Source organism: Desulfovibrio sp. (assembly GCF_019422935.1).
Taxonomy (GTDB): Bacteria; Desulfobacterota; Desulfovibrionia; order Desulfovibrionales; family Desulfovibrionaceae; genus Desulfovibrio.
The window spans coordinates 288,435-313,884 of the sequence record NZ_JAHZCJ010000002.1 but is presented as its reverse complement, the minus strand read 5'-3'; the positions used below and the strand labels follow the sequence as shown (position 1 = coordinate 313,884).

Genomic DNA, 25,450 nt, shown 5'->3' with positions numbered 1-25,450 from the left:
CATTGCCAGTACACTGCGACTGCGCGTTCTGCGTTGTTTTCAGGCTATTCAGCATATTTTTTTGCAATATCTTGAGCCAGTTCCGCATATGCCCGGGCTTTAAGGACAGCCACTTGTTGCTGGTCTGAAGCTGCGCGTGTGTAGCGCGCACTGGCAGATGTATCCTGAATCGGCTTGGGTGAAAAAGCATCCCACTGACCAGTCGCAACATCGATGGGAGCCATCCTCAGGCGGATTCGCATAAAAAGATGGTTCCGTGTCGGCTCGCAGGTGGGCGCTTTATCAGAAAGCAAGGCGATCTATACACTATTTGGCGTATTCATTGCGCAGGGATGATCCCTCGGGCGAAAGGGAGGCTAGCGTTGCAATGAAAAGGGCTGGCTGCATCGCGGCAAGCCATCTTTTGGACTGTCCAATCCCCTTTGCTATCGTAAAATGCCTCTCCAATGGGAATGCCAGCTAGGCGTTAAATTCGTTCATGACGCTGCGCACCGCGTGCAGATACGCAAAGCCGTCTTTTTGATCTGGCTCCAGGTGGCAGCCCTCGCCCCATTCGTTCCAGGCGTTGATAAAAACATATTGCAAGTTTTCTGGCAGATGTGCGCGGGTATGCTGCGCCAGGGTGCGCAGGGCGGCGATGAATACATCCACGGAAGTGCGCTCAAAAGATAGTCCGTGTCTGCCGCGACGGGGTGTGTTGTCCCAACCGGGAAAGGCGCAACGCAGCCGCGTATAATCGGGGGTTTCTTTCAGCAGCATGTCTTGCACCGTGGCGACATAATCAAAGCGACGGGGTTCTTCTCCTGCAATGGAGAGCATATTCACGGGGTTCAGGTTTGGGGCAAATTCCACCATCAGGTCAAACCCCAGATTGGCGGGATGCTGCCCCACGTGACATTCCACGCCAGCCAGGCAAAGTTCTGTGTGCCCCATGGTCCACGCTTCTTCGCGCCATATCTGGCTGTACTCGGGCATCCGGGGATTGCGCTCCGGGGCAAAGACCAGCAGCAAGGGCTTGCCGTCAATTCTGATATGGCGGGGATTGTCAAAATACTGCGCGAGATCGCGAATAATCTTTCTGGCGTTTTCCGGCGAATATTCTTGCGCGATGAACGGTTTTATTCTCTTGGGCTGGGTATTGTCGTACCAGCATTCGTGTGCCCAGCAGAGGCAAAATTCGTTTCGTATCAGGCGACTTTTGTTGATGATGTGCAAAGGCGCATCCAAAAGTGTGCGGCCAGCCATGTTGTAGTAATAATAGCAGAATGCTGTAACGTTGTTATCCAAGGCAATATGATGCTGCTTTGTCAGAATTTTTTCGTCAGTAAGATCATAGTAACCCAGAATACTGTGGGGAATATGTGGCTGGGCATGCCCATCGTACAAAGGAATGGCTCTCTGGACGTTGCACCATTCTGTAAAATTTTTGCCGTAGATGTCATTTTCTGGAATAACATGATACTGCGGCAGATAGAACGCGACAGCTTTTATCATATTTTGCCATAACAGTTCTTTGCGTATCGTCAAAACCCGCCCATACTGTCTGAAAAACAAGCGGTACGGGGGTGGCCAGCTCTTGATTGTAACGGTACTCACTTCACAGAAACACGAAGCAGCCTGAAAGTCACTATGCGAAAGTGCGCTGAGGCGCACAACGGGCTGGCAGTCGTTAAGGGTTGCTCCACGGCAAACCCTTACACAATAACGCACGCGGATATGTTTGCTGGGTAAAATATCGCTGCACGGGCAACAGCCGCATTTGGTTAGAGAGGCTCAATGTTGTGTGCGTTACATCTGCGTGTCGCACTATGCTGTTTACAATCAGTCAGCCCTGTGTTGATGTAAGCGAACCGAAGCCGATGAGCCCTCAATCGCGAGTGTCAGTAAGATGGCTGATTTTATTGATATAAAAACTTTAGTTGTTTGCTATGGTTTGTGCTGCGGCACCCAGCTTGTCGCCTTTATACTCCAGTATCGGATCAATAAGGGCGGGCAAGGGATTCAGTGGTGGATAGCAGGCAGCGTGCTGATGGTTTTTGGATTTTTCATGAACTCGTTCAGAGATGTCGATTTAGTAGCCAGTATTGCAATATTTGTTTATACCGCTTCGTTTTTGCTTTGCTTTTTGTGTATATACATTGGCCTTGCGGAATTTGTGGAAAATAAAAAACTGTTACGACCTGTGCTCATTGTAGTTGTTGTGTCGTTGATTGCCCTGAGTTATTTGTCGTTTATTGAAGGTAGTATATTTTTACGGCGAACGCTTCTTTCTTTTTCATGCTCCATCCTCTCGTTATTTTCAGCCATTACAGTTGCTGGTGGCAACTGTAAGCATGCGCTGCCTGCCAGATTTTTAAAATACGTATTTATTTTTAATACGTTGTGGCTTTTTACTTTTTCCGTCCTTCCGTGGTGGGGCGGGCCGTGGCTTGCCGTATTTGCAAGCCCTTTCCCCTTGGCGGCAACGTATTTTCTTCTTATGACCACAAGCACTTTTTGGACAATAGGACTCATTATGTTGGTGAGCCAGAGGTTGTCCGACCAGTTGCGTTCTTCCAAGCAGTTTTTGGAGTCCACGCTCAACGGTCTCTCCGCCAATATCGCCCTCATCAACGCCGAAGGCGAGATTGTGCTGGTCAATCAGGCCTGGCGCGATTTTGCTGTTGCAAATGGCATGTCGCAGGATTTTGTTTCCGAAGGGGTAAATTATCTGCGTGTCTGCGAAGGCGTGTGTGTTGATAACGCCCTGGAAGCCAATTCATTCGCCCAGGGCATTCGGGATGTTCTTGACGGCAAGCTTGAGACGTTCTCCATGGAATATGGCTGCCATTCGCCAGAGCAAAAGCGCTGGTTTTTGGGCAGGGTCAATCCTTTCTGCGGAGACGGCCCGCGCATGGTTGTGGTAGCGCACGAAGACATCACGGAGCGCAAGCTCGCGGAAATAGCCCTCGCGGAATCCAACCACAAGCTTGAGCTCATGACCAACGAGGATGGCCTGACAAAAATTTCCAACAGGCGGCATTTTGACGCCATGCTCGCCTATGAGCGCAATCGCCACATCCGCTCTGGGGCAACGCTTTCGCTCATCATGTTGGACATAGATTTTTTCAAAAATTACAATGACACGTATGGCCATGTGAAGGGTGATGAATGCCTTCAGGCTGTTGCACAAGCCGTGGCGCAATGCCTTAACCGCCCCACGGATCTTGCAGCGCGGTATGGTGGAGAGGAATTTGTCTGCCTGTTGCCCGATACCGATATTCTTGGCGCAGTGAGCCTGGCCGAACGCATACGCAAGGCAGTGATGCAGTGCGGGATTCCCCATGCGGCATCCCAGGTAGCCGGTGTGGTGACAGTTAGTGTTGGGGTAGTGTCGTGCCTTTGCAAGCAATCCATTACTCCCGAGCTGATTGTGCAACGCGCGGATGAACAGCTCTATCTGGCAAAGCATGAAGGGCGTAACTGCGTTAAATTCCGTTCAGATGATGAAGTGATGTATGCCCAGATGCACAACGGGAACAGCTGGGGACTGAAGGTGCTATGGAACAGCGAGTATGCTTCCGGCAATTCGGAGCTTGACGGGCAGCACATGGAGCTGATTTCCATTGTGAACAACTTGCTTGAGCATGTGCTCGCTGAGGGAGGTGCTCTTGATTTCAATTCCCGGTTTAACGACGTGTATCATATTGTAGAAAAGCATTTTAATGACGAAGAAAAGGTGCTGCGCAGCAGTGGATACCCGGATGTTGACGAACATGTGGCCCGGCACAAAGAATTGCTGCAAAAGTGCGCGGGTCTGCTCAAACAGGATGCGGAAACTCCGGTGTCTCCAGTGCAAATGCTGCAATGCATAATACACGACCTCGTGCTGAAGCACATGGTCAAGGAAGACGGCAAATACTTTGCTTTTTTAAAGGGAATTGAGACACCTGTCAGGCCACGTGAGAGTGTGGAAACATCTTAAAGACAGGCTTAAGTGCAGCGCAACGCCTCTGTGGTAAATCAGTGTCCCCCCCCATCCCCGATTTCAAGCCCATCCAGAACGAAAAAACGGCGAGTTACATTTTCAGTAACTCGCCGTTTTACAAGCGTATGTGGCAGAGAGTGAGGATCGGTCTGTTGCCAAAGGTTATCGATATGTTAATTGTCTAGCCGTTTGGCTTGCAATAATGTTCATCAATAATATGGCAGCTAAGCAATTATCAAAGCAAGAAGAAGGAAAAAATTTGCGATCAAGGCAATCAATACCGCCATGGAGCCTTTGTCTTTTGCGGCTTTTACCAGCTTTGATTCCTGCGGATGAATTATGTCGCAAACGTTTTCGATGGCTGAATTTAGTAATTCAGCCAAAAGCACGAGTGTAAAGCCTGTTGGCAGTAATATTTTTTTCCATAATGGCCATGGAACAAAAAAAAGAACAACTATCAAAACAACAAAAACAAGAAGTTCTAGCCGAAAGGCTTCCTCATGGCGAAAAGTGTCGACAAATCCATCAATGGAATATTTTGTAGCGGAGACAAGCCGCCGACGTACTAATTCAATAAATTTTTTCATAAGATTAAAGCCTGTATTTGATACGTCTTGCAGTTGATTATAGGAGTGGTTGAATAATTTTTTCAAGGTAGAAATGCATTTTGCTGCGAGTCAGGCCCTGAAGGTGAGAGCCATCAAAGGGGTGCTCCTCGCCTTTGATGAAGGCAATGAATGGAATTTTCCCATCGCCATCTCTGGAATACGAACGATGATCCCCCCATATAGCCACTAAAGTGCCAGCAGGGATCTGTGTGATATAATCTCGTATGGCATCATCTGTCGATCTGCTGCACGAATAAAAAGCGTGATCATCGCCAGCAGTAAAATGCATCTGTGGGCACACATCACGTGGATTTTCAAAAGTGTGCATGTTCATTGTGATTATAAATTGAAAGAAGTTTCCACTTTGAGGAATTTTGCTCAAAGCAAGCGGAAACATATCCTGATCGGCGATGACTCCGTCTCCCCACATATGGCGCGGCGTAATCCCCTCGCGCTGCATCTCTTCAAGGCATAAGACGTGCTCAACGCCCTGGGCTGTATATGCTGGCCCCTGGTTCATATAAAAGTAGGGCATTCCATGAAAAGCAAAAGAGGGTGAAATCTTCTTTGATATTTCAGACAAAAGAGAGTTGGGAAATGTTTTTGTGAATGTATAGTGTATATAGTTCGATGATGCAATATTTCCTGTGAATATTTCAAAGTCGGAATTTGCAGATCCAAGCTTTTTTGCCCCGTCAATGGGAATGACTATCGCTGCTTTCTGCAGGTCGTGCAAAAAAGGCATCACATATTCGTCCCCTACGGTAGCGTTAAGCAGATCGTAGTCAAGACTTTCAACCTGGATAAAGATAATCTTCCCCGTTGCTTTTAAAGCAGGGATGTCTTCAGTTCCGTTTGGGGTATCCATAATTGGCTGAAGGTGCTTGACCCTTAAGGTGTATCCTGTGAAAAGTTCTATAAGATATGTGGTTAGATAGCCACGCTTGTGTAAAGATCGTCTTTCCGGTGGATTCCAGTTTACAATTTCGCCAGGCTGCGTCTTTTCATTTGGCCAAAATGCAGACAATGGCAGAGAAGTAAGGCTGATGGCAAAAACTGAAAACAGTGCAATTAAGGAAATGACACCAACTTTCGTTCTTTTAACGTTCCAGTTAATCCTATAAACAAGAAGCAATTGAAGTATTAGGCATATTGCAAAAAACAATGCCATATACACTTGAATATAGATATAAATAGACGTTCCAAAATCAAGGGCATAGTCCATCCCATTCAAAATGGCCGTTAAGGTAAGTGGTTCTTTTAGGGCGGAAGATGCAGAAGTTAGTATGATGCTCAATATGCACTGCAATAAAAAAATAATGACGCAAGCTTTTTTATTTGCAAAAGAAAGGACGGCAAGACTTGCCAGAAGGTTAATTCCTATGATCGGGGCGGATGGGTGGATGCTCCAGATTTGGCAAAGTGTGCTTATTCCTGCTGTGAGGGATACCAGGAAAAAGAATGGAATCCATTCTTTGATTGCGCGAATGTTCAAGGTTGCCTCCTAGTATCTTGGCGAAAGTCACTATATGCCAAGCACTGGGATGTCAACGGAGCTGTATGGAGTTGCCGTTATTTCGACCGGATGCCCCCTGACTTGATTTGGATGGGGGCGAAACGATGTTTGAAGCAGCACTAAAACATGTTCAACGGTTGAAATGGATGCCATGGAGTTTTCATGCTCCCGCCCGAGTACGTTTGCCGGTTGCGCCCCCAGAACTGTTGCTGCGTGGTAGCTCAAATATCTGTCGGTAAGGCCCGCCGTAGGTTTAAGAAAAATCTCGTGCAGATCTTCCAACGCAATGTACGCCTCCCTATTCCTCCGAAAAATAGGCAGCTATGCAATGGCGCTAGATGTTCCTTTTCGTCTGGCTGCATGTCTTAGTGGCTGAACAGAGGTCAATTACGGGCAATATGGGGTTTGTTGTTCATTAACCCGGTTACTCAGGCCCCATACTCCATGCGGCAGCCCTCGATGAAGCTAATGCTGAAGCGGCTTTGTGAGAAGGCTGGGGACCCCCTCGGGTTCCACGCCATTCGGCATTTCTTCGCCATTGCCTGATGAAATCGCAATAGGCCGGGTTGACCGACATCCAGCAACTTCTGGGTCACCAGCGGCCCCCCCACGACTGATATTCACCTGCGGAGCGTTGCCCCCAACCTTGGCCGCTTGGCCGGGGTCATTGAAGGGGTGGTTGGGGATGTAGCTATCCACGGTGACGGGGCTGAGGCAGAAGGGTAGGCTTGGCTGTGCCAGTAGAAAGGGCGGGTTGCTTTGAGGCAGCGCGCCATTTCTGCTAGCGAATGCGCGGTACTAACGAATGCCTCCGTAATGGCATCCCGCAGAACACCGAATAAACAGAATTGATACTGCTCTGAAGCCCTGCCGGGCAAGTAAAGGTTGTTGTAGTTTGCGGAATACTGACGAGCGTATATTTTGAGAGAAAAAAGTCAGCTTTTGGCGCAGCACCATTTTTTGACAAGACTCCTCAACGTATATTCGTACCTGCCTGAAGAGGTCCTGCTGCCCATCAAGACAGCTGGGGCCGCTTGGGTCAGCCTTTTACCGTGCTGCTTGTTGCGGTTGTTGCAGGCATGTCAAAGCGGCCCCAGCTGTCAGTTTGGACGGGTCATTGCGAGCGTATGCCTGTTATGTGGCTGAGGTCAGGGCCTTTGCCACATCCCTAAAAGCGGATTTTCCGCCGCCCAGCGCGCCTCCAAAGCCTCCACCAGGGTTCCCCCATGCGCTGGCCAGGAACAGGCCGGGTACAGATGTGGTGTTGGGTTGGCGCGTCATAAAGGAATTGTCCACACTTTGGTTATAGCCGTAAATAGCGCCAGCGGTGTTCAGCGTAAAACGTACATTTGTCAGAGGGGTGGAACTGTCGCGCATTATGATCATTTTGGACAGCCCCGGAATTGCCAGCTTTTCCACCTGCGCAATAAGCAGATCGGTCACTTCTTTTTTCTTTTTTTCATAGGCCGCACTGCCACCATTCAGGTACTCCGCTTCCAACCCCTGCCATGCGCCATAACCGCACAGACTGACAATGCAGAGACTTGAACATCCCTGGGGTGAAAAACCGGGAATAAGATTGTCGTATGCCATCAGGGAGAAGCCCGATTGGTCAAAGTTGCAGTTCATGCTTTGCACATAGGCGGCGTCAAGGTCATAGCCCGTATAATAGCTGGATTCGGGATTGGGGAACTGCCCGGTAATATTCTTGTTGAGCCCAAGCCACACAATGACGCTGCTTGGGCTACATGTGTAGGCTGCCAATCGGTCGTGTTCCTGCCTGGGCAGGATGCCCTTGGGGAGAAGTTTTTCAAAAACCTGCGGAGCGCTCGCATTACAGACCACCGCTTTTGCCTTGAACGTCTGCCCGTCATCGGTCTTAACACCAACAGCCCTGCCGTTTTCAACAAGTATTTCCGCAACCTTTGTTCCAAAAAATGTTTTGCCGCCCGCATCGGTGATGGCTTTAGCCAGAGCATCGGACAAAGCCTGCGAAGTCCCCTTGATGTATGAACCTCCCTGCTCAATATATTCGCCAGTTGGCTGAAAATAATAAAACGCTGAAAGCTGCGACGGCGGCAGGCCGTAATATCCACAGCTTTGTTCCAGTACAGCTTTGAGCTTGGGGTCGCGGATATATGCATTCACAACCTGACCCACGGTTTTGTCGTGGATAGCCCATAAAGAGGGGAAAAGGCGAGGGAACTGTGACTGCTCGCTGTTGGGCAAGCCTTTTTCCAGGGTAGCAGTTTCAGTCATTATGCCGCGCCATAACTTGAAGAGATCGGCAAGCCCGGCGGTCTCTGCCGGAAACAAACCCGCTAGCTGGCGTTCAAAGCCGTCCAGCCCGCATTTGGCGGGAACAGCAATGGAAAAATCGGGAAAGTGGGAGTTCCAGGCGTGTGGATGCGGCACCAACGTAAGGTTGCTCCACACTCCAAGCTCCTCAAGCAGGGTCCGCATTGCCCCAGAGGCAAGCACCGAGGAATGCAGTGAAACCTCGCACTGGAATGTCCCCTTGTCCGTATCGCGCGTAAACGATGTGGCATAACCGCCGGGGATGTCATACTGCTCGATCAGTGCGGTTCTGAACCCGTGCCTGGATAGATAGGCGGCGCAAACAAGCCCTCCCAAGCCCGCGCCCACAACAACTGCATCGTATGTTCCTGGTGTCTGGGGTGGGGCAGCTTCTGCAAAATTCCAGTGGATTAATGAACTGGCAGCGGCGAAAGCGGAAAGCTGAAGGAAAAAACGGCGATTCATAGTGTTCTCCTTGAAAATACCGTTCCTGTTGCAGATTCCACAAACAACACGGCAAGAAAAAACAGATCGAATTTCAGGATAACTGTACGAATACTTTTTCCATATACGCTTGGGACCAGAGGTGTACAATTGGAAAGTTAACTTAGTAATGACAATGTGTTGACCCGGACCCCGCCCCAGCGCTTTAAAAAACGTCGCAATTTTCCAAAAGTATGTATGGCGGTATGTACGCCACCCCGCGCTGCCCCGAGTTTCACCCCATTCAGACGCAAAAACGGCGAGTTACTTTTTCAGTAACTCGCCGTTTTACTTGCGTATGTGGCGGAGAGGGAGAGATTTGAACTCTCGATACAGGTTTAAGCCCGTATACTCGCTTAGCAGGCGAGCTCCTTCGGCCGGCTCGGACACCTCTCCGCATGCATCAGGCCAGCAATTAAGCGAACCAGAATGCAGAAAAGCAAGCTAGCCTAGACGGCGGCACCTGTCAAGAATGTTCTGCCATCTATGAATAAAAGGGCATCACGCGCAGGCCGTGCGGCTGATGCAGCCACGCATTGACCGGGGGCGCAGCTTGGCGTAATTTTATGGACTTCTCATTAAATGGAACTATTGGAGCGCATTATGGCCCCCGAAAATGATACGACACCCGCCACAGTTGCCGAAGGCGCCGCCGCTGGCGATACTGCAAAAGTCGGCCTGGATTTCATCCGCACCCGTATAACCGAAGACAACGCTTCGGGCCGATTCGGCAATCGCGTGCACACGCGTTTTCCTCCAGAGCCGAACGGGTATCTGCATCTGGGGCATGCCAAGTCCATCTGCCTTAACTTTGGCGTTGCCAGGGAGTTTGGCGGGCTGTGCAACCTGCGCTTTGACGACACTAACCCCACCAAGGAAGAAACGGAATACGTTGATTCCATCCGTGAGGATGTGCGCTGGCTTGGCGGCGTGTGGGACGACCGCGAATTCTACGCTTCCGACTACTTCGAGAAGCTCTATGACTATGCCGAGCAGCTCATCAAGATGGGCAAGGCCTATGTGGACGACCTCTCGGCGGAAGAAATCCGCGAATATCGCGGCACGCTGACCGAACCCGGACGCGAAAGCCCCTGGCGCAACCGGGGCGTGGACGAAAATCTTGATCTGTTCCGCCGAATGCGCGCGGGCGAATTTGGCGATGGTCAAAAGGTGCTGCGCGCCAAGATTGACATGACCTCGCCCAACGTGGTCATGCGCGATCCCACGCTGTACCGCATCCGCCATGCGGAACACCATCGCACGGGCAACAAGTGGTGCATCTACCCCATGTACGACTACACCCACTGCCTGTCCGATTCCATCGAGGGCATCACCCACTCGCTCTGCACGCTGGAATTCATCAATAACCGCGAACTGTACGACTGGGTGCTCGAAACCCTTGGCGCGTACCGTCCGCAGCAGATCGAATTTGCGCGGCTTAATGTCACCTATACGGTGCTCTCCAAGCGCAAGCTCATCCAGCTGGTGAAGGAAGGCCACGTTACAGGCTGGGACGATCCCCGCATGCCCACCCTGAGCGGTATGCGCCGCCGGGGCATTCCGCCCGAGGCCCTGCGCGAATTTTGCTCCCGCATCGGCCTGGCCCGCGCCGACTCCACCGTGGAATATTCCATGCTCGAGTTCTGCGTGCGCGAATATCTCAACGAGCATACCCCGCGCGTTATGGCCGTGCTCGACCCGGTGAAGGTGGTTATTGAGAACTATCCCGTAGGCCAGGTGGAAGAGTTTGACATGCCCTACCACCCGGAAGATGCCTCCTATGGCAGCCGCAAGGTGCCGTTCTCGCGCGAGCTGTATATTGAGCGGGACGACTTCCGCCTTGAGCCGCCCAAGAAGTTCCACCGGCTGGCTCCGGGTGCGGAAGTGCGCCTGCGCTACGCCTATTTCATCACCTGCCGCGAGGCCGTGCTGGACGATGCGGGCAACGTGGTTGAACTGCGTTGCGTGTACGACCCTGAAAGCAAGGGCGGGCAAAGCCCCGATGGCCGCAAGGTGAAGGGAACCATCCATTGGGTGTCGGCGGCTCACGCCATCCCCGCAGAAGTGCGCCTGTACGATCAGCTTTTTGCGGTGGAAAACCCCAATGCCGCGCCCGAGGGCAAGACGTTTCTGGATAACCTCAATCCCGAATCGCTCACAAAGGTGGAGGCCCTGCTGGAACCTGCCCTGGCTACTTTCAAGGCTGGCGACAAGATGCAGTTTGAACGCCTTGGCTACTACTGCAAGGACAAGGACAGCACCGATGCCAAGCCCGTGTTCAACCGCACAACCACGCTGCGCGACACCTGGGCCAAGCTGGAAAAGAAGGGCGCATAGCGTTTTTTTGAGCAAATATGGGTTTGATCGGCATTTTGTCGCACGACGCGCTTGACAGTTGCTAAGGCTGTCGCTATATTCCGCGTCTCTACGGGTCGTTAACTCAGTAGGTAGAGTATCTGCCTTTTAAGCAGAGAGTCGCAGGTTCGATCCCCGCACGACCCACCATATATTTTAAGGGCTTATGGCTAACCGCCATAAGCCCTTTCTTCGTTGGGACATACAAAGGGATATACAAGACTCTACACCAAAGACGGGCGAACGCCCCTCCGGCGGTCAGTTTTCCCGACAGATTCCTGATCAATTTTCCAGATATTTCAGTAGTATAAAACACACACGCTGCTTGCGTGATTTTACTGGCGGATGCGGGGACAGTTCTCACGCATCAGACTATCTGGCGGAGTGGCACGTAGACGAAATAAAAACGGCCCGGCTCTATGAGCCAACGGGCCGTTTTGCTAGCAACAAAGATCAATCCCTGTCGTCTTCTGCGCCGCGCGGTTTTCTGCCCCATTTATCGGGGTGCGTAAACCGCTTACCGCCGCCACCACCGTTGCCACCGCCATCGCGCTGATTGCGGGCAGGGTATCCGGGGCGGGGGCCACGCGGTGCACGGGCGCCGGGGCCAAAGCTCTTGCGCTGGAACGAGCCGCCGCCTGTGTCGAGCTTGGCGGTTACGCGCGTACCGGCAATAAACACGCCCCGGTTCAGGACTGCCAACACGTCATCGGCAAATTCGCTCTGCACTTCAACAAGGCTGAAATGCTTCTGGATGCTGATTGCGCCGATGCTGCGGCCAGCAATGCCGCATTCGCCAGTGATGGCGCCCACCATTTCGCCGGGCGAAACCTTGTGAGCATGGCCCACGCTGATGTGCAGGCGGGTCATGGGGGCATCGTTGCGGCGCGGGCGCGCGCCATCGCGGTCGCCCTGACGGAACCCGTCACGGCCATCGCGACTGTCACGACCAAAGCGGCGGGGCGCTTCGGCCAGGGGGTCTTCTTCCGGCACGTTGGTGGCATCGCCAAAATCGCGCTGCATCAGCAGCTTGAGCAGGGCTGCGGCCACATCGCGGCTGGTGATCACATCGTCTGCAAACTGTTCGGACAAAAAGTCTTCCACCATCTGCATGCAGCTTTCCAGCGCACCGGCGGTCAGTGTGGCGCGCACTTCGTCCAGCAGCCGCGATGTGCGGATGTTGGCAACGTCGCGCAACGAGGGCAGGCGTTCCTGCTGGATGCGGGCCTTGGTGTGCCGGATAATGTCGCGCAGCTTGTGCTGCTCGCGCAGGGTCACAAAGGTAAAGGCCTTGCCCACGCGGCCAGCACGCCCGGTGCGACCAATGCGGTGCACGTAGCGCTCTGCGTCATGGGGAATGTCGTAGTTGACCACGGCATCCACATCGTCCACGTCAATGCCGCGCGCGGCAACGTCCGTGGCGATCAGAATGTCCAGCCCCTCACCGCGAAAACGCTGCATGACCCTGTCGCGCTGCGACTGGGCAAGGTCGCCGTGCAGGCCGTCGCTCTGATAGCCGCGCTGTTGCAGGTGGGCCGTCACTTCGTCCACGCTGCGCTTGGTGGAACAGAACACCAGAGCCTTGCGGAATCCCTGGGCATCCAGCACACGGCACAGCGCGTCCATCTTCTGATGGGGGCGCACTTCGTAATAGACCTGCTCAATGGCGGGCACGGTCAGGGTTTTCTGGGCAATGGCCAGCATTTCCGGCTCACGCAGAAAGCGCTTGCTCAACTGCAAAATAGCCGGGGGCATGGTGGCCGAAAAAAGTACGCGCTGGCATTCAGCGGGCACCCGCTCCAGAATGGCTTCTATATCTTCGCGAAAGCCCATATCGAGCATTTCGTCGGCTTCATCAAGCACAATGGTGGTTGCGCCGCCCAGGCGGAGGGTGCCGCGCTGGAGGTGATCCATAACGCGGCCAGGGGTGCCTACCACCACCTGCACGCCGCGTTCAAGAGCGCGGAGCTGGCGTTCAATGGCCTGACCGCCGTATATGGGCAAAATAGCAACGCCGCGCATGCGGGCGGCCAGTTTGCTGAGTTCTTCGGCAACCTGGATGGCAAGCTCGCGCGTGGGGCAAAGCACCAGCGACTGCACCGCCCTTGTGGGTGTGAGCTTTTCCAGAATGGGCATGCCAAAGGCGGCTGTTTTGCCGGTGCCGGTCTGGGCCTGACCTACCGCGTCGCGGCCAGTCAGCAGAAAGGGTACGGCAAGCACCTGAATAGGAGAGGGTTCTTCAAAACCCATATCCTTGACGGCCTGCAACAATTCCGGGGACAAATGAAAATCTTCGAACGATGGGGACATGCTGTTCCTGTACATAAAAAATTACTTGGTAGCGTACCATAGCCTCATACACGCCAATGCACAATGCCCCATCAGCCCCAGATTGCGGCAGACGGCGGCCTGACTGAAAAAAACAGCCCAGAAGCCGCCCCGCGCAAGGGATGGAGATTCTGGCGCAGATGTAAAAAAATTCTGCTGCGCGGCACAAAACGCTTACAGGTTGTTGACCTTGCCGCGCTCCTCTGTAGGATGGCCTACGCCGGGATAGTCCTGCACCACGTCAGCCATCAGGAGAAACCATGCCCTGTATACAGACACGCGGTCTTGCCTACGGCCAGATAGCCTACAAGGATCTGGACATAGAAGAAGGCAAGGCCACCTTTATCAGCGGCCCCAGCGGCTGCGGCAAAAGTACGCTGCTGCGGCTGTTCAACAAAACTCTGCCCCCTACGGCAGGCTCTGTGCTGTACCATGGGCAGGACATGGCCGACATTGACAGCATTGCCCTGCGGCGCGAGGTTTTGCTGGCAGGTCAATCCGTTTTTCTTTTTGACGGCTCCGTGGGCGAAAACTTTGACGCCTTTTGCGAAGCCAGAGAATCCGCTACCCTTGCGGCGGAAGACAAACTGAAATTTCTGCGTCTGTGTTGCGCCAATTTTCCTCTGGATGCACCCTGCGTGCATCTTTCCGGCGGTGAACGCCAGCGCGTGTTTCTGGCCATATGCCTTTCATTTTTGCCCAAGGTGCTGATGCTGGATGAACCCACCTCGGCTCTGGATCAGGAAACGGCAGAGCGCTTTATGGCCCAGGTGCTAGCTTTTTGCCGCGAGCGCGGCATGACCGTGGTAGCCGTGAGCCATGATCCAGCCCTGACCGGGCGGCATGCGGAAAACATCATCAGCCTGCGGGCAGAGGCGGAATAATCATGAACGGCGTTGCCCAGATTCAGTTAGGCTCGTTTTTGCTCGTCTATGTGCTCTTGCTGGTGGTGCTGGCGGTTATGAAAAAATGCCGCATCAACCAGACCAAACTGCTGGTGCTGGCAAGTGCGCGCATGACCCTGCAGCTTATTGCCGCAGGCTACGCGCTGACCTTTCTTTTCGAGCATCCGCACCCGCTGCTCACCATGGGGTATCTGCTCATACTGGTATTTTTTACCATCTATCTGGTGCTTTCGCGCAACAAAAGGCTTAACAAGCGCTTTCGGGTAATCGTATCTGTTTCCATTGCCAGTTGCGGGCTTGGCATCATCATATTTTTCGTGACCTGTATTGTGGGGCAGAGCGTGTTTGATCCGCAATACCTCATCCCCATCAGCGGCATGCTCATGGGCAACGCGCTTACGGGCGTTTCACTGGGCCTCAAGTCGTTCTGGAACGGCCTTGAGGGGCAGCGGGCGCGCGTGGAGGCGCTGCTGAACATAGGGGCCACGCCGGAGAAAGTGCTCTTTCCCTTTGTGTGCCAGGCGCTGGAAACAGCGCTCGTGCCCACGCTCAACTCCATGCTGGGTATGGGCATAGTGGTGCTGCCCGGCATGATGACAGGCCAGATTCTTTCCGGCACCGCGCCCACCACTGCCATCCTGTATCAGATAACCATCATGGTGGCCATTTGCGCCTGCGTGTGTCTGTGCTGTTTCTGCTCGCTCTATTTCGGCTACAGAACGCTCTGGAACGCGCAAAAACAGGTGGCTTTCTAGTCGCAGATTGCCAGTGGAAAAGCCCGAGGACTGTGTACGAATAATGCGTTAGTCGCGCTAGAGAAGCACACTCCGCAGGGCTGATTCAAGATCCGGCTGGCGAAAGGTATAGCCAGCAGCCTGCAAGCGCGCAGGAACAGGATTCTGCCCTGCGAGCAGCAGTTCATCTGCCATCTGGCCCAGCATCAGGCGCAGTATCGGTGCGGGCACGGGCAGCCATGAGGGCCTGCCGCAGGCCTTGCCAAGGGCGCGGGTAAATTCGCTCATGCTGGGGGTGCGCGGCGCGCAGATGTTGAACGTGCCCGCAAGGTCAGGCCTTTGCAACAGCAAGGAGGCGGCCCCGGCCACGTCTTCAAGGTGTGTCCAGCAAAATGGCTGTTTGCCTGAACCCAGCGGCCCGCCCACAAACATGCGGAAAGAGGGCAGCATGCGCTCCAGAAATCCGCCGGGGGTTCCATCCGCCTTTTTGCCCAGCACCGGGGCAAAGCGCAGCACGCAACGGCGGATGCCCATCGCTTCAACGGGCACGGTGCTCTGTTCCCACTGGCGGCAGGTTTCGGCCAGAAATCCCGTACCGGAGGGCGCAGCTTCATCGCAGGCTGGTGCGTTGCTTTGCCACAGGCCATAATAGCCGCTGGCCGAAGCCTGCAGGAGCGTTGCGGGCGCTTGCTGGGACTGTTCCTTGCGGAGACGCAGGGCAACGCACAAGGCTTGCCCGGTTTCTACCCGGCTGTTCACAATGGCCTGCTTGCGCTCCGGCGTCCAGCGGCCTCCGCCTATATTTTCGCCCTGGAGATTGATGATGGCGTCGGTGCCGTCCAGCAACCCAGCCAGGGCAGCTCCATCCCAGCCGTTCCAGACCACGCGCCGCGGCCCGTTGCCGTCCTTGCCCGCCCTGCGTGAGACCACACTTACGGTGAGGCCCTGGCGCATGAGCGCCGTTGCCATGTATCGCCCCACAAAGCCTGTGCCGCCCAGAATGAGAACATGCATGGTGAACCCCCTCTGTTGTGCGAAGCAGTGCGTCTGATGCAGTCTATACCTTTTGCCGGGGAACAGGCAATTTTATCGTGTTGTCGGTCTTGCGGCTGACCGCGCAGGATGCGGAAAAACCTCCTGCGCCATGCGGATAAACTCCCGGGCTGCGGGCGACATGCGGCGCGCGTCCGGCACTGCCAGAGCTACCTGCCGCCGGGCCGCAGGACGGAGGGGCTTTTTGACGTAGCACGGTGCTCTTTCTGGCGGCAGGGCGGATTCCGCCACAATGCTCACGGCCTCGCCCCGAGCCACGGCGGCAATGGTGCTCACAAGCTGCAACGAGCGCCAGCGTATATTGGGTTGCAGTCGCAACGCACGGAACAGGCCACCGATAATGTCTTCAGACCCGGCTCTGGTCATGGCAAAGGGGCTGGCGCAGAGTTCCTCCAGGGTGACGGCGTTTTTCTTCGTCAGCGGGTGCGTCAGAGGCAGCAGGGCCACCAGCTGGTCTTCCATGAGGGGAAATGTGTCAAACCGCTCATCCGGCAGGGTCACAAAACCAATGTCCACACGGTGGTCTGTGAGCCATTGGGCCACCTCGCCGTCCGGGCCTTCATCCACGTGGATTTCAATGCCGGGGTATACCGCGCTGTATTTTTCAAGCACCGGGGGCAGCAGGCGCAACGAGGCCGTGGGGCCAAAGGAACCGATGCGCAACGTGCCGCGCTTCATGCCGCGTGCGTCCGAGGCCTCCTGTCGCATGGATTCCGCCAGCCCAAGCATGGCCTGCGCCTGACGCAGCAGGCGAGCGCCCACATCTGTAAGCTCCAGATTTTTGCCGCGCCGCAGCAGGGCTACGCCAAATTCCTGCTCAAGCGCTTCAATGGCGTGGGATACTCCCGATTGCGAAATGCCCAGTTGCAGGGCTGCGGCAGTGAAGCCACGGCGCGCGGCCACGGTGGAGAAAATTTCAAGCTGGGTCAGCGTCATTGTGATTTACCATGAGTTATCGCTCATTTCTCTATGAATGAACATGCTCGTAAGTGTATGCGTGTTGGCTCACGGGTGCAATGGCGTGGCTTGCAAAAGGCCTTTTGCCGCAGAATTCCAGCAAAGTCAGGGATTGAAATGAGTAATGCAAAAGAACGCGTGGGGGACGCCGCCGTATACGTGCGGCTGGCCCTTGTGGCTGTGGCCTGGGGTGGAACCTTCATTGCGGGCAGAAGCCTGGCTGGCGTTGCGCCCATGTTTTCAGCCAGCCTGCGGTTTTTGCTGGCCTCGGCGGCGTTGAGTCTGTTCCTTGTGGTTTCCGGCAAGGGCTTTCGCCGCGTGACGGTGGGGCAGGCGTTGGTAGTGACCCTGCTGGGATTTTGCGGGATATTTTCGTATAGCTTTTTCTTTTTCAGCGGTTTGCAGCACATCAGCGCTTCGCGCGCGGCGCTGATTGTGGCGCTGAACCCGGCGGTCATGGCCCTTATCGCCTACCTTTTTTACCGTGAACGCGTGAGTGCGCTGAAAATGCTTGGCATTGCCCTGTGTTTCGGCGGCGTGGCTCTAGTGGTCGGCGGCGGAGATCCCCAGCGGGCAGGGGCTGGCGGCAGCGGCTGGCTGGGCGAGGCGCTTATAGGCGGCTGCGTGCTGAGCTGGAGCGCCTACAGCGTGTTTTGCAAATCAGTGGTGCGGCAGCTTGGCCCGTTGCACACGGTTACGTATTCCATCTATGCCGGAACCCTCATGTTGGCGGCCTATACCGCCTGTACGGGCGCGTTGGATTTTGCCGCCGTGGCGCGGTTCAGCAGCGGCGAAATGCTCAGTCTGCTCTATCTGGGCATAGTTGGCTCCGCCGTGGCATATATCTGGTATTATGACGGCATCCAGAAAATTGGCGTGGCCCGCGCTGGCGTGTTCATCGCGCTCAATCCTCTGGCGGCGGTGCTGTTTGGCGCGGCGCTGCTGGGTGAACAGATGACCTTGGCGACCCTGCTGGGCGGCACGCTTATAATCATGGGCATTGTTGTGGAAAACTTCCGAAACGGGGCCGGATGCGCTCAGGCTGCCGAGCCGCCCTTGGAAGTATCCGCCGAACCGTCCGCCAAACTATCTGGGCAGGCGCGGGGCTGACAGCCGCAATCTTCTGCTTCTAGTTTTTCCGCATCTTTTGCAAAATCCAGATACTCCCGGCCCCAGGCGTACAGCGCCTCCAACGCCGGGAGTAGTGTTTTGCCGCGCTCTGTAAGGGAGTATTCAACTCTGGGCGGAATTTCGTTGTATTGCATTCGATGCACAAGGCCAAAATCTTCCAGCTCGCGCAGGCATTTGGTCAACATCATGTTGGTGACGCCCCGCACAGTGCGTTTCAGTTCATTGTAACGAAGGGTCTCTTTTTCGGCCAAATGCCAAAGAACGGGCAGTTTCCACTTGCCGCCGATGCACTTGAAAACGTGCAGGATGGGGCATTCTGCCTTGTCATCGTATAGGCAGCTGGCGGCGCGTGAAGAAGATTTTGTCATGGTATGCTCGCAAAAAGTAGGGAAGAAAAAAATGCGTACTTGCGATAATAATATTAAACCAGGTATACATGGTGGTCAAGAAGTCCCTTGCCGTCAACCTAATCCCACAGGAGGATATAATGAAAATTTACGCCATAAACGGTGGCCCGAGAAAAAAGTTCAATACCGCCAAGCTGCTTCAGGCGGCTCTGGACGGCGCGGCAGCAGCACCCTGTAGCGAAACAGTCGAAACTGAGATGATCCACCTCTACGATCTCAACTATAAGGGTTGCGTGAGCTGTTTTTCGTGCAAGCGGGTGGGCGGCAAGAGCTACGGGCACTGCGCAGTCAAGGACGATCTGGCCCCGGTGCTGGAAAAGCTCTCGCAGGCGGACGGGCTCATCTTTGGCAGCCCCATCTATTTTGGCAATGTCACTGGTATGATGCGCAGCTTTCTGGAGCGCCTGCTATTTCCCTTTTTCGTGTATGACAAAGATTACAGTTCGCTTGCTCCCAAGCGCATGCCCACGGCCTTTATCTACCCCATGAACGTGAGCAGCGAAGAAATGGAGCAGTACGGCTACCTCCAGAACCTCAAGGGCATGGAAACCTTTGTGGGCCGCCTCTTTGGCGAGCCGCAAGTGCAGCATGTCCACAATACCTATCAGTTTGACGACTACAGTAAGTACAAGTGCGAACGGTTCTCCGAGCCGGCAAAAGCCGCTTACCGCGACGCGCATTTTCCGCAAGATCTGGAAAATGCCCGCCGCATAGGCGCTGCAATGGTTGCCGCCGCCAGATAGCTTCCGTACTGCCCACGGCAAAACACAAAGCCCCCGTTTTTCAACGGGGGCTTTGTCATTGGTGATAGTTGCGCGAGACGGGCTTATGCGCCCAGATAGGCCGCCTTGATTTCCGGCGTGTCGGCCAGATGGGCGGCGGAACCTTCCGCCACGATGCTGCCAGTGTCGAGCACGTAGCCGCGATCCGCCACCTGGAGCGCCAGGCGGGCGTTCTGCTCCACAACCACAACGGTCAGGCCTTCGCTGTTGAGTTGCTTGAAGGTACGGAACATGTCGTACATGAGCAGGGGCGAAAGCCCCATGGAGGGTTCGTCCAGCAGGAGCACCGAGCAGTTGGTCATAAGCGCGCGGCCTACCGCCAGCATTTGCTGTTCGCCGCCAGAGAGCGTGTCGCTGCGCTGGTGCATGCGTTCTTTAAGGCGCGGAAAAAGCTCAAAAACTTTGTCCACATCCCGCTGGATGTTGTTGTCCTTGCGCGTCCAGGTAGCCAGCTTGAGATTTTCGTTCACCGTGAGGTTGCCGAAAATATGGCGGCCTTCGGGCACAAGATCCATCTTGAGGCGGGCCACCACATGGTGCGGCTCTGTTTTCAATATGGATTCGCCGTTAAAGCGGATGTCGCCGCTGATGACAGTGGGCGATTCCGGCGGCGTGAGACGCATGACGGCCTTGAGCGTGGTGGACTTGCCAGCGCCGTTGGCCCCGATGAGGGTGACTATTTCGCCCTTGTTCACGTGAAATGAAATGCCGTGAAGGGCTTCAATCTTGCCATAGCCGGCGTAGAGATTTTCAACTTCCAGTAGCATCACACGTTCTCGTCGCCCAAGTAGGCCTTGATGACATCGGGGTTGGACTGAATTTCCTGCGGCGTGCCCTTGGCAATGGTCTTGCCGAATTCCACAACGGTAATGTGCTGGCACAGCGACATGACAACCTTCATCTGATGCTCGATCATCCAGATGGCGATTTTGAATTCGTCAAAGATCCAGCGGATGTGCTTGATGAGGCCGTCAACGTCCGAGGAGTTCAGGCCAGCGGCGGGTTCGTCAAGCAGCAGCAGCTTGGGGTCGGTGGAAAGGGCGCGGGCCAGTTCCACCCGGCGTTGCAGGCCGTAGGGCAGGTTTTTGGGAAATTCATTGGCCACATCGGCCAGTTCCATGATTTCAAGAATCTTCGAGGCCTTTTGCCGCACGCGTTTTTCTTCGCGGCTGTAGCGCTCGTTGCAGAGCCAGGCGTCAAGCAGCCCGTATCCCAGCCTGTGGTATTGCGACACGCAGATGTTGTCGAGCACCGTCATGTCGTTCCACAGGCGGATGTTTTGAAAGGTGCGTGCCATGCCCATGGCCGTAACCTGATGCGGCTCAAGGCGGGTATCGTATGTATGGCCGTTAAAGACAATCTGCCCTTCGCTGGCGTGATAAAAGCCGGAGGCCAGATTGAACACCGTTGTCTTGCCCGCGCCGTTGGGGCCGATGAGGCCCACAAGGGAGTGGTCTTCCACGGCGATGGAAAAATCCGTTAACGCAATCAGCCCGCCGAAGCGTTGCGTGACTTCTTTCATTTCAAGCAGTGCCAAGGTCAGCCCCCACTCGTTCTGGTTGTATCTGTATCAATGGCGCTTTCAGGACGCGCCGCCCTGGGGCCAGCAATTGCTTTAGTCGCGCTTGCCGAAGCTTACCAGCCGTTTCAGTTTGGGGAACACATCGGTCAGTTCCCTGTTGCCCAAGAGGCCCTCGGGCCTGAACTGCATAAGCAGAATAAGGATCAGCGGGATGATGACCCACTTCCATTCCTGGCTGATGTTGAACGAATTGGGCACAAAGGGCAGCATGTGGGCCAAATCGCTCATGGCAGGCAGGGCAAAGCGCAAAAGCTCGATCAGCAGAGTAAACATCACGGCGGCCAGCACCGAGCCGGAAAGTGAACCCATGCCGCCCAGATACACCATGACCATGGCTTCGGTGGACTTCATGATGCCAAAGCTGTTGGCGTAGATGGAGCTGAACATGTGCGCGTAAAGCGCGCCCGCCACACCGGCAATGCCCGCAGATACCATAAAGGCCACAAGTTTCACCTTCTTGGTGTTGACGCTCATGATCTCAGCGGCAACTTCGTTCTGGCATACGGCAGGTATGCCCTTCCCCAGAGTGCTGTTTACCAGACGGTAGAGCATCATGGTGGTGATCATCACGCCAAGCAGCATCCAGATCATCATCCAGGGGATGTCGGCCACGTTTTCCATGGCGCGCACTACGCCGCGCATGCCTGTAAGGCCGCGCGGGCCGCCCACAAAGTCGATATTGATGATGAGCGAAATGATGATGTAGTTGGCGGCAATGGTGATGATTGCCAGATAGTCGTCACGGGTTTTGAACGAAGGCAGGGCAACCAGCAGGCCAAAAAGGGCCGCCACGCCGCCCGCTGCGGCAAGCACCAGGGGAAAGAGCAGGGGCGCAAGCTCGGGCGGCAGCAGAGGAGCGCCCAGCATTTTGTTCTTGGTGAACAGAATGATGGAGATAAGCCCGCCCACATAGGCCCCCACGCACATAAAGCCCGCGTGACCACAGGAAAACTCGCCCATGTAGCCGTTCACAAGGTTCAGACTGGTGGCAAAAATAACGTTGAGGCCCATGAACTTGATAACCGAGAGCCAGTAGCCGTCAATCCACGAAAAGTATTCGGCAAAAACAAGTACCAGCCCGCCAAGCAGAAACAGAAGACAGTCTATTTTCTTCTGCCTGACAGCCCGTTTGACGGCATAGCCAAAGCAGAGCACGCCCAGAATCGCAAGAACCGTTTGTACAATAAGAGGCAGCATTCAGACGCTCCGGCTAGATTTTGGTCGTTTGCGGCATGCCGAAAATGCCCGTGGGCCGCACCCACAGGATGAGCAGCAGGATGGTGAAGGAAAACAGATCCATGTAGGTGGACGGCAAAAAGGCCACCACCATGATTTCTACAAATGCCAGCATAAAGCCGCCCACAAATGCGCCGCGTATGTCGCCAATGCCGCCCACAACCGCCGCGATAAAGGCCTTCCAGCCGATCATGGCGCCCATGTATGGCTCAAGGTTGGGGTAGCACATGGCAAACAGCATGCCGCCAAGCCCGGCAATGCCCGAGCCAAGCACAAAGGTGACCACAATGACGCTGTCGAGCGGTATGCCCATGAGCGGCAGGGCAAAGCGATCCCAGGAAACCGCACGCATGGCCATGCCCACCTTGGTGCGCGTGACGATGGTCTGCAAGAACAGAAACACCAGCACCGCAGCCACAATAACCCATACTTTGAGGTTGGTGATGACCAGCGGCCCGATGGAATATACTGTTTTGTCGATAAGCTCGGGCAGCTTGCGCTTGGTTGCCCCAAGCAATGCAAGGTTGCCGTTTTCAAGAATAAGGCCGCACATCAGTGCGGTAATGACCACATAAAGTCTGTGGGCGCCCTTGCGGCGCAGGGGCCGGTAGGCAATGCGCTCAAGTGTGACGCCCACAAGGGCTGTGAGGCCCATTGTCAGAACAATGGTCAGCCACAGCGTCAGTGGCTTTGAAAGGCCAAGCCCATCGGAAGAAACCAGATACGTGGCCACAAAAAAGGAAATGTAGGCCCCAACCATAAAAATATCGCCGTGGGCGAAGTTGATGAGGCGCAGCACCCCGTAAACCAAGGTGTAGCCCAGGGCGATGAGGGCGTAAAAGCTGCCCCATTGCAAGGCGTTGAGGGTCTGTTGCAGCAGAAAGTCCATAGGCTACCCAAAAATGCTGACGGTTACAGTGTGCGAATCCTGTGGCGCAGTTTTTCCAAATAATACCAAACCAGAATCTTGAGCGGCAGTGCGCGTATGCGGCCCCTGAACCGCCCCTTCAGGCGAAAGAACTGTTGTCCCAAGGGGATTTGCAGGTGGCTTACGCCAGCGGCGCAAGGCAAACGTTGCTGCTCCATGCTTGTATGCCCAAAAAACGCAAAAAACCATTCCTGATTCGCAATGGGACGTTGCGGATGCAAAAAATAGTGATCCGTTGGAGGCGCAATTTCTCATTTGCGATGGAGTGTTTTGCCGCCGCGCGGCCCCCTGTGGGTTGGGCCGCGCGGCAGAGCCAATTACCTGCTAATGTCTGCTATTTGGGGCAGACAGATTCCACAAAGGCGAACGCGCCGGTTTCCGTCACGCGCACGATAACAGCGCACTTGATGGGGTCGCGGTTTTCGTCAAACTTCATGCTGCCGGTGATGCCGTCAAAGTTGGCCATGCCAGCCATGTTGTCACGAATGATTTTGCGTTCTTTCTTGAGGTCGGGATCAATCTTGCCGGCCTTCTGGATGGCCTGAAGCACGATATTGATGGAGTCCCAGGTCAGAGCGGCAACATCGTCAGGCACATAGCCGTACTTGGCCTTGTACTTGTCGATGAATTCCTTGGTTTTGCCGGTCGCGCCCTCGGCGGTGTAGTGGGTGGAGAAGAACTGATCCACACAGTCCTTGCCGCAGAGGTTGAAGAGTTCGGCTGAACCCCAGGCATCGGAACCCATGAAGGGGCCCTTGTAACCGAGATCGCGGGCCTGAGGCACAATAAGGGCCGCAAAGCTGTAGTTTTCAGGCACAAAGATGAAATCGGGCTTGGCGGCGATGATCTTGGTCAGCTGGGCAGAGAAATCCTGATCCTTGGGGCCGTGCGATTCCATGGCCACCACAGAACCTTTGCCGTGGGTCTTTTCAAAGGCTTCCTTGAAGTTGTCGGCAAGCCCCTTGGAGTAGTCGTTGGAAACTTCAAAAAGAACAGCGGCTTTTTTGGCGTTGAACTTCTTGGTGGTGAAGTCCACGGCCACAGGAGCCTGGAAGGGGTCAAGGAAGGCCCCGCGGAAGACCCAGGGGCGGTCCTTGGTGGCGTCGGGGTTGGTGGACCAGGGGGTGATCATGGGCACCTGTTCATCATTGGCAACGGCGCCCGCAGGCACGGCCTGACGCGAAGACTGGGGACCCACGATGGCCATGACCTTGTCGCGCTCAATGAGCTTCAGGGTCACGTTGACGGCAGACTCGGGTTTGGATTCATTGTCTTCATAAATGAATTCAAGCGGGTACATCTTGTCGCCCACTTTCAGCCCGCCCTTGGCGTTGATCTCTTCCTTCAGCATTTCAGCCGCATACTTGGAACCTTCGCCCACCTTGGGGATTTCACCGGTAAGCGGGATGGGGAACCCGATTTTGATCGGAGCTTCTGCGGCCATGGCCGCTTGCCCCACAAAGAGAGACAGGGCGCAAACTGACGCTACTTTCAGCAAATTCATGAAGGCCTCCCGAGTTTTATGTGCAGTTACAGGGGTGTACCAAAAATACGGTAAGGCTGAACAAAGCAAAAATTATTCCGTTTTGCTAAGTTATTGGAAATGAACATAGTTTGTAAAATTTAGCGGCACAAAAAATACGTTTTGGTAGCTTTTTGCGCGTAAACACCACAAAAGAGTGAACAAATAAAACGATAACCAGAGCATGAACCTTGTCGCACATGTGGTATCGCAAGTCAAATATGATACCATTGTGGAGCGATCTGTTAGATTTCCCGGTGAGATGTTACAGTAATATGTCGAATTAAAAAACATTTTTTTGAATTGCCCGTCTGGCTGTACTTCCGCCCTGCGAGGTTTATGGCAGTGAACACAAGTTTTGTGTCGAGAAAAGTATATTGCCTGAATATGTAACTGGCTGTTTATTTTGTAAAAATTGTTTCAAAAGCAAAAAATACTTTTCTGTCGATTTTGTGGAAGGATTTTGACCCCATTGCTCGCATTATGCCCGAAAATTAAAAAAATATAAAATAATTTCAGCATAGTATGTTATTCTACGGACTGGTAGTCCTTGGGATCGCGCCGTTGGCAGAAACTGGGAAACCCCTGTTTTAAGCCCTGCCGCTAGTTTTCTTCCCGCGCCATTTTCGCATGGATTCAGGCCAGACTGTGCAGCACG

20 protein-coding genes and 2 tRNA genes are annotated in these 25,450 nt (G+C 54.4%); 7 read left to right on the top strand and 15 right to left on the bottom strand.

The annotated features are described in order from the left end of the window. Positions 1–44: 44 nt before the first annotated feature. Positions 45–224: a hypothetical protein gene (locus QZ383_RS04500; protein ID WP_291443400.1), complete on the bottom strand. Its 180-nt coding sequence runs from the start codon at positions 222–224 to the stop codon at positions 45–47. A 235-nt stretch (positions 225–459) separates the two neighbouring features. Continuing rightward, positions 460–1,494 (bottom strand): glycoside hydrolase family 99-like domain-containing protein, encoded by a 1,035-nt coding sequence (locus tag QZ383_RS04495; RefSeq protein WP_291443399.1) that lies wholly within the window; start codon positions 1,492–1,494, stop codon positions 460–462. Positions 1,495–1,888: 394 nt separating this feature from the next. On the opposite strand from QZ383_RS04495, the gene QZ383_RS04490 reads away from it, so the two are divergent. Further along, positions 1,889–3,964, top strand: coding sequence for a diguanylate cyclase (locus QZ383_RS04490; RefSeq protein WP_291443397.1), 2,076 nt, complete (start codon positions 1,889–1,891; stop codon positions 3,962–3,964). Positions 3,965–4,191: 227 nt separating this feature from the next. On the opposite strand, the gene QZ383_RS04485 is transcribed toward QZ383_RS04490, so the two are convergent. From QZ383_RS04485 to QZ383_RS04470, 4 genes are all read right to left on the bottom strand, one after another. Then, on the bottom strand, positions 4,192–4,554 hold the full coding sequence (locus QZ383_RS04485; protein ID WP_291443396.1) for a diacylglycerol kinase: 363 nt from the start codon (positions 4,552–4,554) through the stop codon (positions 4,192–4,194). 37 nt (positions 4,555–4,591) lie between these two features. Then, entirely contained in the window at positions 4,592–6,070 is a 1,479-nt protein-coding gene (locus QZ383_RS04480; RefSeq protein ID WP_291443394.1) for a sulfatase-like hydrolase/transferase, read from the bottom strand. 1,155 nt (positions 6,071–7,225) lie between these two features. Beyond that, positions 7,226–8,854: an NAD(P)/FAD-dependent oxidoreductase gene (locus tag QZ383_RS04475; protein WP_291443392.1), complete on the bottom strand. Its 1,629-nt coding sequence runs from the start codon at positions 8,852–8,854 to the stop codon at positions 7,226–7,228. Between the two features lie 319 nt (positions 8,855–9,173). Further along, positions 9,174–9,268, bottom strand: a tRNA-Ser gene (locus QZ383_RS04470). A gap of 186 nt (positions 9,269–9,454) precedes the next feature. On the opposite strand from QZ383_RS04470, the gene QZ383_RS04465 reads away from it, so the two are divergent. Then, positions 9,455–11,209, top strand: coding sequence for a glutamine--tRNA ligase/YqeY domain fusion protein (locus QZ383_RS04465; protein ID WP_365861067.1), 1,755 nt, complete (start codon positions 9,455–9,457; stop codon positions 11,207–11,209). A 92-nt stretch (positions 11,210–11,301) separates the two neighbouring features. After that, a tRNA-Lys gene (locus QZ383_RS04460) sits at positions 11,302–11,377 on the top strand. A gap of 303 nt (positions 11,378–11,680) precedes the next feature. Here the strand turns inward: QZ383_RS04460 and QZ383_RS04455 are convergent. Then, entirely contained in the window at positions 11,681–13,537 is a 1,857-nt protein-coding gene (locus QZ383_RS04455) for a DEAD/DEAH box helicase (protein WP_291443389.1), read from the bottom strand. A 278-nt stretch (positions 13,538–13,815) separates the two neighbouring features. Between QZ383_RS04455 and QZ383_RS04450 the strand changes: the two genes are divergently transcribed. Then, entirely contained in the window at positions 13,816–14,439 is a 624-nt protein-coding gene (locus tag QZ383_RS04450; protein WP_291443387.1) for an ABC transporter ATP-binding protein, read from the top strand. Positions 14,440–14,441: 2 nt separating this feature from the next. Continuing rightward, entirely contained in the window at positions 14,442–15,215 is a 774-nt protein-coding gene (locus QZ383_RS04445; protein ID WP_291443385.1) for an ABC transporter permease, read from the top strand. A gap of 57 nt (positions 15,216–15,272) precedes the next feature. On the opposite strand, the gene QZ383_RS04440 is transcribed toward QZ383_RS04445, so the two are convergent. Next, positions 15,273–16,208, bottom strand: a complete 936-nt coding sequence (locus tag QZ383_RS04440) for a TIGR01777 family oxidoreductase (protein WP_291443383.1) — start codon at positions 16,206–16,208, stop codon at positions 15,273–15,275. Positions 16,209–16,280: 72 nt separating this feature from the next. Next, entirely contained in the window at positions 16,281–17,183 is a 903-nt protein-coding gene (locus tag QZ383_RS04435; RefSeq protein WP_291443381.1) for a LysR family transcriptional regulator, read from the bottom strand. A gap of 138 nt (positions 17,184–17,321) precedes the next feature. Here QZ383_RS04435 and QZ383_RS04430 point away from each other — a divergent pair, with 138 nt between their 5' ends. Beyond that, positions 17,322–18,314 carry a DMT family transporter gene (locus tag QZ383_RS04430; protein ID WP_291443379.1) on the top strand — a complete coding sequence of 331 codons (993 nt, stop codon included), beginning with the start codon at positions 17,322–17,324 and terminating at the stop codon, positions 18,312–18,314. Here QZ383_RS04430 and QZ383_RS04425 read toward each other — a convergent pair. After that, positions 18,242–18,703 (bottom strand): helix-turn-helix domain-containing protein, encoded by a 462-nt coding sequence (locus QZ383_RS04425; protein WP_291443377.1) that lies wholly within the window; start codon positions 18,701–18,703, stop codon positions 18,242–18,244. The two genes, QZ383_RS04430 and QZ383_RS04425, sit on opposite strands and share 73 nt — an antisense overlap. A 119-nt stretch (positions 18,704–18,822) precedes the next feature. Between QZ383_RS04425 and QZ383_RS04420 the strand changes: the two genes are divergently transcribed. After that, complete coding sequence (locus QZ383_RS04420) at positions 18,823–19,485, top strand: flavodoxin family protein (RefSeq protein ID WP_291443375.1); 663 nt, start codon at positions 18,823–18,825, stop codon at positions 19,483–19,485. Between the two features lie 83 nt (positions 19,486–19,568). Here QZ383_RS04420 and QZ383_RS04415 read toward each other — a convergent pair whose 3' ends face one another. The 5 genes from QZ383_RS04415 to QZ383_RS04395 all read right to left on the bottom strand — a co-directional run bounded on the left by QZ383_RS04415 (position 19,569) and on the right by QZ383_RS04395 (position 24,774). Continuing rightward, positions 19,569–20,291: an ABC transporter ATP-binding protein gene (locus QZ383_RS04415; RefSeq protein ID WP_209819340.1), complete on the bottom strand. Its 723-nt coding sequence runs from the start codon at positions 20,289–20,291 to the stop codon at positions 19,569–19,571. Then, the gene (locus QZ383_RS04410) at positions 20,291–21,061 is read right to left on the bottom strand and encodes an ABC transporter ATP-binding protein (RefSeq protein ID WP_291443372.1); all 771 of its coding nucleotides are present in this window, start codon (positions 21,059–21,061) and stop codon (positions 20,291–20,293) included. The genes QZ383_RS04415 and QZ383_RS04410 overlap by 1 nt, the downstream gene beginning before the upstream one ends. Before the next feature lie 78 nt (positions 21,062–21,139). Continuing rightward, positions 21,140–22,303, bottom strand: coding sequence for a branched-chain amino acid ABC transporter permease (locus tag QZ383_RS04405; protein ID WP_291443371.1), 1,164 nt, complete (start codon positions 22,301–22,303; stop codon positions 21,140–21,142). Positions 22,304–22,316: 13 nt separating this feature from the next. Continuing rightward, complete coding sequence (locus QZ383_RS04400; RefSeq protein WP_209818567.1) at positions 22,317–23,231, bottom strand: branched-chain amino acid ABC transporter permease; 915 nt, start codon at positions 23,229–23,231, stop codon at positions 22,317–22,319. 373 nt (positions 23,232–23,604) lie between these two features. Continuing rightward, positions 23,605–24,774: an ABC transporter substrate-binding protein gene (locus tag QZ383_RS04395; RefSeq protein ID WP_192112143.1), complete on the bottom strand. Its 1,170-nt coding sequence runs from the start codon at positions 24,772–24,774 to the stop codon at positions 23,605–23,607. Between the last annotated feature and the right edge of the window lie 676 nt (positions 24,775–25,450).